This is a genomic window from Kitasatospora sp. NPDC048722 (assembly GCF_040650235.1).
Lineage (GTDB): Bacteria > Actinomycetota > Actinomycetes > Streptomycetales > Streptomycetaceae > Kitasatospora.
On the sequence record NZ_JBEZGX010000122.1, the window covers coordinates 1 to 8,354 of the forward strand.

Annotated in this window: 1 protein-coding gene; it reads left to right on the plus strand. The window is 77.8% G+C overall.

From position 1 onward, the window contains the following. On the plus strand, window positions 1–8,354 hold an 8,354-nt coding region (locus AB0C76_RS40700; RefSeq protein WP_359975635.1), incomplete at both ends, for a type I polyketide synthase.

Below are 8,354 nucleotides of genomic sequence, written 5' to 3' on the forward strand. Positions count from 1 at the left end.
GCCCGCCTCACCGGCGTGCCCGCGCTGCGCCGCGGCCGGCCCGGCGTCCCGGCCCTCACGGCCGCACTCGCCCGGCTGGCCGTCGGCGGCCCGCGCCCGGACTGGGCGGCCTTCTTCGCCGGCACCGGCGCCCGCCGCGCCGACCTGCCCACGTACCCGTTCCAGCGGGAGCGCTACTGGCCGGAGGGCCGGCCCGTCCCGGAGGCGGGATCCGACCCCGTGGACGCCGAGTTCTGGGCCGCCGTCGACCGGGGGGACCTCGGGACGCTCGGCGCCGGGCTGGACCTCGACACCGACACCGTGACCGCCCTCTCCGCCTGGCGCCGCGCCCGCCGCGAGCGCTCCACCGTGGACGCCTGGCGCTACCGCGCCTCCTGGACGCCGCTCGACACGCCGGGCGCTGCTGCGGCCCGGCCGTCCGGCCGCTGGCTGGTGCTCGCCCCGGACGCCGCGCCGTGGGCGGACGGGCTGGTCGACGGGGTGGTCCTCCGGGCCTCGACCGACCGGGTCGCCCTTGCCGCGCAGCTGCGCGAAGCCGCGGCCGGAGAGGTCACCGGCGTCCTGTCCCTGCTCGCCCTCGGCTCCCCGGCCACCCCGGGCGGCGACCCGCTCGCCGCCACCGTCACCGCCGTCCAGGCCCTCGGCGAGGCGGGTGTCGAGGCCCCGCTGTGGTGCCTCACCCGCGGCGCCGTCGCCACCGGCCGCTCCGACCGCCCCGCCGACCCCCGGCAGGCCGCCGTCTGGGGCCTCGGCCGCTCCGCCGCCCTCGAACTGCCCACCCGCTGGGGCGGGCTGATCGACCTGCCGGAGCAGCTCGACGACACCGCGCTGCGCCGCCTGGCCGCCGCGCTCGCCCGCACCGACGGCGAGGACCAGCTCGCCGTCCGCGCCTCCGGCACCTTCGCCCGGCGCCTCGTGCGCCACCCGCTGGGTCGCCCGTCGGGCGAGCGCCCGGCCGCCCGGCCGTACGCGCCCGCCGGCACCGTCCTGATCACCGGCGGCACCGGCGGCCTCGGCGGGCAGCTCGCCCGCCGCCTCGCCGCCCAGGGCGCCCCGCACCTGCTGCTGCTCAGCCGCCGCGGCGCGGACGCCCCCGGCGCCGAGCAGCTGCGCGCCGACCTCGCCGCCCTCGGCGCCGACGTCACCCTGGCCGCCTGCGACGCCGCCGACCGGGACGCCCTCGCGGCCGTCCTGGCCGCCGTCCCCGCCGACCGGCCGCTCACCGCCGTCTTCCACACCGCCGGCGTCGTCGCCGACGGCACCCTCGACACCCTGACCGCCGAGCACTTCGCCGAAGTGTTCCGCCCCAAGGCCGACGCCGCGCACCACCTCGACGAGCTGACCCGCGACGACGACCTCGCCGCCTTCGTCCTCTTCACGTCGACCGCGGGCACCATCGGTGCCGCCGGACAGGCCAACTACGCCGCCGCCAACGCCTACGTGGACGCCCTCGCCGAGCAGCGCCGCGCCCGCGGCCTGCGTGCCACCGCCATCGCGTGGGGCCCGTGGGCCGGCGACGGCATGGCCGGGGCCGGCGTCGAACAGCGGGTGCGCCGCGGCGGCTACGGCCCGATGGCGCCCGAACGCGCCCTGACCGCCCTCGGGCACGCGCTCGACCACGACGACACCGCGCTCACCGTCGCCGACATCGACTGGCAGCGCTTCGCCGCGGTCTTCACCGCGCAGCGGCCCGTCCCGCTGATCGCCCCGCTGGCCGGGGCGGCCGGCCGGCCGGCCGCCGCCGCGGAGCCGGGGCTGCGGCAGCGCCTCGCCGAACTGTCCGAGCAGGCCGCGGAGCGGTTCGTCCTCGACTTCGTGCGCACCCGCGTCGCGGCCGTCCTCGGCCACGCGGGCGGCGAACGCGTCGGCGCCGACCAGCCCTTCACCGACCTCGGCATGGACTCCCTCACCACCGTCGAACTGCGCAACGCCCTCACCGCCGCCACCGGCCTCACCCTGCCCGCCACCCTGGTCTACGACCACCCGACCCCGGCCGACCTGGCCGCCCACCTCCTCGCCGAACTCCTCGGCACCCTCCCCGAACCCGACCGGACCCCGGCCCCGCGGGACGTCTCGGACGACCCCGTCGTGATCGTCGGCATGGCCTGCCGCTTCCCCGGCGGCATCGAGTCGCCGGAGGACCTCTGGCGGCTGCTCGGCGACGGCGCCGACGCCATCCGCCCGTTCCCCGCCGACCGCGGCTGGGACCTCGACGCCCTCGGCCGCGGCGGCTCCGCCACCCTCCAGGGCGGCTTCCTCGACGGCGTCGGCCGCTTCGACGCCCGCTTCTTCGGCATCTCGCCCCGCGAAGCCCTCGCCATGGACCCCCAGCAGCGCCTCCTCCTGGAGACCTCCTGGGAGGCCCTGGAGCGCTCCGGCATCGCCCCCGACCGGCTGCGTGGCAGCGACACCGGCGTCTTCGTCGGCACCAACGGCCAGGACTACCTGACCGTGCTGCGCCGCGGCACCGCCGACGTCCGCGGCCACGCCGCCACCGGCAACACGGCGAGCGTCCTGTCCGGCCGGCTCTCCTACACCCTCGGGCTGGAGGGCCCGGCCGTCACCGTCGACACCGCGTGCTCCTCCGCCCTCGTCTCGCTCCACCTGGCCGCCCGCGCGCTGCGCGCCGGGGAGTGTTCGCTGGCCCTGGCCGGCGGCGCCTCGGTGATGTCCAGCCCGGACGCCTTCGTCGAGTTCACCGCGCAGGGCGGCCTCGCCTCCGACGGCCGCTGCAAGCCCTTCGCCGACGCCGCCGACGGGACCGCCTGGTCCGAGGGCGCCGGCGTCCTGGTGCTGGAGCGGCTCTCGGACGCGCGGCGCAACGGGCACCCGGTGCTCGCGGTCGTGCGCGGATCCGCCGTCAACCAGGACGGCGCGTCGAACGGGCTGACGGCCCCCAACGGCCGGGCCCAGCAGCGGGTGATCCGCGCCGCCCTCGCCGACGCGGGCCTGACCGCCGCCGAGGTCGACGCCGTCGAGGCGCACGGCACCGGCACCGCCCTCGGCGACCCGATCGAGGCGCACGCCCTGCTGGCCGCCTACGGGCGGGACCGCGAACTCCCGCTCCTGCTCGGCTCGGTGAAGTCCAACCTCGGCCACACCCAGGCCGCCGCGGGCGCCGCCGGCGTGATCAAGACGGTGCTCGCGATGCAGCACGGGGAACTGCCGAAGTCGCTGCACGTCGACGCGCCCTCCCGGCACGTCGACTGGACGGCAGGCGCCGTGGAGCTCCTGACGCAGGCCCGCGACTGGCCGCGGACCGGCCGCCCGCGCCGGGCCGGCGTCTCCGCCTTCGGCGTCAGCGGCACCAACGCGCACGTCCTGCTGGAGCAGGCTCCCCCGGGTTCCTCCGCGGCGGGTCCGGAGGTGAGCGCCGCCGCGGCGCCGTGGGTGGTCTCCGCCAAGTCGGAGGCCGCGCTGGACGCTTCGCTCGGGCGGCTGGTCGACGTGGACGGGCCGTCCGCGCTGGACGTCGCCCACTCGCTGGCCGCCGGGCGTGCGCTGCTCGGGCACCGGGCGGTACTGCTGGACGGAGTCGAGGTCGCGCGCGGGGTGGCGGGGGAGCACTCGACGGCGTTCCTCTTCTCCGGGCAGGGCTCGCAGCGGCTCGGCATGGGACGGGAGCTGTACGCCCGCTTCCCGGTGTTCGCCGAAGCCTTCGACGGCGTCTGCGCACGGCTGGACCAGCTGCTGGACCGGCCGCTGCGCGACGTGGTGTGGGGTTCGGATGCGGAGCTGCCGAACCGGACGGAGTTCGCCCAGGCCGGGTTGTTCGCGGTCGAGGTGGCGTTGTTCCGGTTGCTCGAATCGTTGGGTGTGGAGCCGGAGTTCGTGGCCGGGCACTCGATCGGTGAGGTGGCGGCCGCGCACGTGGCCGGGGTGTTCTCGCTGGAGGACGCGTGCACGCTGGTGGCGGCGCGCGGCCGGCTGATGCAGGTGCTCCCGGAGGGCGGCGCGATGCTGGCCGTGGAGGCGTCGGAGGACGAAGTCCTGCCGCTGCTGGGCGAGTTCGTCTCGATCGCGGCGGTGAACGGTCCGACGTCCGTGGTCGTGTCGGGCGCCGCCGAGGACGTCGCCGCGATCGAGGCGCACTTCGCCGACCGGCGGACCACGCGCCTGCGGGTCTCGCACGCCTTCCACTCGCCGCTGATGGAGCCGATGCTGGACGACTTCCGGGCCGTCCTCGACGGGCTCGCGTACACGGCGCCCTCGATCCCGCTGGTCTCCAACCTGACCGGAGCTCTGGGCGCGGAGTTCACCACCCCCGAGTACTGGGTGCGCCACGTCCGCGAGACCGTCCGCTTCGCCGACGGCGTCCGGGCGCTCGAAGAGGCGGGTGCCACCGCCTTCCTGGAGCTCGGCCCCGACGGCGTGCTGTCGGCGCTCGTCCAGCAGACCGTGGACGGCCCCGTCGCCGCGGCGCAGCGCAGCGACCGGCCCGAGGAGCACGCCCTGGTCACTGCGCTGGCGCGCCTGCACGTCGCGGGCGTTCCGGTCGACTGGACGCGGCTGTTCGACGGCACCGGCGCCCGCCGGGTCGACCTGCCCACCTACCCGTTCCAGCGCGAGCTCTACTGGCCCGAGCCCGCACCCGAGCCCGTCGCCGCCGGCGACCCGGCGGACGCCGCGTTCTGGTCCGCGGTCGAGCGCGCCGACACCGCCGCCCTCGGCACCACCCTCGGCCTCGACGACGACACCTCGCTCGGCGCGCTGCTCCCCGCCCTCTCGGCGTGGCGCCGCCGCCGGACCGAACGGACGGACGCCGACCGGCTGCGCTACCGGGCGATCTGGAAGCCGTATGCGGCCCCCGCCGGACCGGACGCCCTGCCGGGCACGTGGCTGGCCCTCGTGACGAAGGAACCGGACGACTCCTGGACGTCCGCGGTGCTCGCGGCCGTCGGCGCGGATGTCGTGCGGGTGGCGGTCGACGGGGACGACGCCGCGGACCTGGCCGAGCGACTCGCTGCGCTCGGCGCAACGGTCACCGGCGTGGTGTCCCTGCTCGCCGCCTCCGGCGGCGTGCCCACCGGGCTCGCCCGACCGGACGCCCTGCTCGCCGCCCTCGGTGAGGCGGGCGTCGAGGCCCCGCTGTGGTGCCTCACCCGGGGCGCCGTCGCCGTCGGCGACACCGAGGCCCCGCAGGACGCCGCCCAGGCGGCCGTCTGGGGCCTCGGCCGGGTGGCCGCCCTGGAACTCCCGCGGCGCTGGGGCGGGTCGATCGACCTGCCCGAGGCCCCCGACGCCCGCACGTCGGCCCGCCTGCGGGCCCTGCTGACGGCGCAGGACGGTGAGGACCAGCTGGCGCTGCGCCCCGCCGGAGCCTTCGCCCGCCGCCTCGTGCGCGCGACGACGCCCGACGCGGCGCGCCCGTGGACCCCGCGCGGCACGGTCCTGGTGATCGGCGACCCGGAGGGCCACGCGGCCCCCACGGCCCGCTGGCTGGCCCACGCGGGTGCCCGGCACGTGGTGCTGCTGGCGGCGGCCGGAGAGCCGGCGACGGTGGCCGGTGCGCATGGCGACGAGTCGTCCGACGCGGCCGGGGTGCGCATTGCGGCCGGTGACGGTCCGGGGGCTGGGCTGCGTGCCCAGCTCGCCGAGCGCGGTGTCGAGCTGACGCTCGTCACCGGCACGCCCGGCGACCCCGCCGCCCTCGCCTCCGTCCTCGGGCTGCCGGACCTCTCCGCCGTCCTCTACACCGGCCGGGCCGGCGAGCCCGGCGACCACCTCGCGGGGCTGCTCGCGGACCTCGACGCGCTCGACGAGGCGCTCGCGGACCGGGAGCTCGACGCCTACGTGCTGTTCGGGTCGATCACCGGTACCTGGGGCGTCAAGGGCCGGGCCGACGAGGCCGCCGCCAGCGCGCTCCTCGACGCCGTCGCCCAGTCCCGGCGGGCCGCCGGGCGGCCCGCCACCGCCGTCGCGTGGGGTGCCTGGGCGGGCGGCACGCCCGATGCCCTGGCCGCGCACCTGCGGGCCAACGGGCTGCCGCCCGTCGCGCCCGAGCGGGCCCTCGCGGCCCTCGCCGCCGCCCTCGACGGCCCCGCCGTCACCGTCGCCGACGTGGCGTGGGAGCGCTTCGCGCCCGCCTTCGCCGAAACCCGGCCGACACGGCTCTTCGCCGACCTGCCCGAGGCCCGCGTCGCCGCGGAGCCCGAGGAGGAGACCGCGAGCCGCACCGACGCGCTGCGCGCCGGTCTGCGCGAGCGGTCGGCGGCCGAGCGCACCGAGGCGCTGCTGGCGATCGTCCGGGCCGAGTCGGCCGCCGTGCTCGGTCACGCCGACGCCGACGACGTGCCGTCCGGGCACCCGTTCAAGGACCTCGGCTTCGACTCGCTGACCGCCGTCGACCTGCGCAACCGGCTCAACACCGCGACCGGTCTGCGCCTGCCCGCGACCCTCGTGTTCGACTACCCGACCCCGGCGGCCCTCGCCGCGTACCTCCGCGCCGAACTCTTCGACGAGGCACCGACGGTGGAACGCTCGACCGCCGTTGCCGACACCGACGACCCGATCGTGATCGTCGGCATGGGCTGCCGCTACCCGGGCGGCGTCCGTTCGCCCGAGGACCTGTGGCGGCTCCTGCGGGAGGGCGCCGACGCGATCGGCCCGTTCCCGGCGGACCGCGGCTGGGACCTCGACCGGCTCGCCCACGGCGACCGCGACGGGCGCGGGCGCAGCGTCACCCAGCAGGGCGGGTTCCTGTACGACGCGGCCGAGTTCGACGCCGCCTTCTTCGGGGTGTCCCCGCGGGAGGCGATGGTCGTCGACCCGCAGCAGCGGCTCGTGCTGGAGACCGCGTGGGAGGCGCTGGAGCGTGCCGGGATCGACCCTGCGGGCCTGCGCGGCGGCGACACCGGCGTGTTCATCGGCGGCGGCAGCGGCGACTACCGGCCGGCCATCGGCCAGCTCGGCCACGTCGAGACCGCGCAGTCCGCGAGCCTGCTCTCCGGGCGGCTCTCCTACACCCTCGGCCTTGAGGGGCCGTCGGTCAGCGTGGACACCGCGTGCTCGTCCTCGCTGGTCGCCCTGCACCTGGCCGCCCAGGCGCTGCGGTCCGGCGAGTGCTCGCTGGCCCTGGCGGGCGGCGTGACGGTGATGTCGAGCCCGGTCGGGTTCGTCGAGTTCGGCGAGATGGGGGCGCTGTCCCCGGACGGGCGCTGCCGCACGTTCTCCGACGCCGCCGAGGGCACCGCGTGGTCCGAGGGCGTCGGCGTCCTGGTGGTCGAGCGGCTCTCGGACGCCGAGCGCCGCGGCCACCGCGTGCTGGCCGTCCTGCGCGGCTCCGCGATCAACCAGGACGGCGCGTCGAACGGCATCACCGCGCCGAACGGCCCGTCCCAGCAGCGCGTCATCCGGCGCGCCCTGGCCAACGCGGGCCTGGCGGCGGCGGAGGTCGACGCCGTCGAGGCGCACGGCACCGGCACGAAGCTCGGCGACCCGATCGAGGCGCAGGCGCTGCTCGCCACCTACGGCCAGGACCGCGAACGGCCCGTCCTGATCGGCGCGCTGAAGTCGAACCTGGGCCACACCCAGGCGGCCTCCGGCGTGGCCGGCGTGATCAAGATGGTGCTGGCCATGCAGCACGGCCTGCTGCCGCGCACGCTGCACGTCGGCACGCCGTCCTCGCACGTCGACTGGACGGCCGGCGCCGCCGAGCTCCTCACCGAGGAGACCGCGTGGCCGGCGACCGGCCACCCGCGCCGGGCGGGCGTCTCCGCCTTCGGCGCGAGCGGCACCAACGCCCACGTGATCGTCGAGGCGCCGCCCGCGGCCGCGCCGGAGGACCGGCGCCCGGACGACCGGCCGCTGCCCGTCCCGTTCTCCGCCGCGACGCCCGCCGCGCTGCGCGAGCAGGCCGCCCTGCTGCTCGGCCACCTCGCCGCGCACCCGGAGCTGACGGTCCGCGACCTCGGCCACTCGCTGGCCACCACCCGCACGCCGCTCGACCACCGGGCCGCCGTGCTCGCCGCCGACCGGGCCGAGCTGACGCAGGGCCTGCACGCCCTCGTCGACGGCCAGGCCGCGCCGCAGCTCGTCCAGGGCGCGGCCCTGGGCGGGAAGACCGCCTTCCTCTTCCCCGGCCAGGGCTCGCAGCGTCCCGGCGCCGGGCGGGAGCTGTACGCCGCCCACCCCGTGTTCGCCGACGCGCTGGACGCCGTCCTCGCCGGTTTCGAGGGACGGCTGGCCGGGCCGCTGCGCCCGGTCCTGTTCGCGGCGGAGGGTTCGGCGGAGGCGGCGCTGCTGGACGACACGGGGTACGCGCAGCCGGCGCTGTTCGCGCTGGAGGTGGCGCTGTTCCGGCTGGTGGAGTCGTGGGGTCTGCGCCCGGACTTCGTGGTCGGGCACTCGATCGG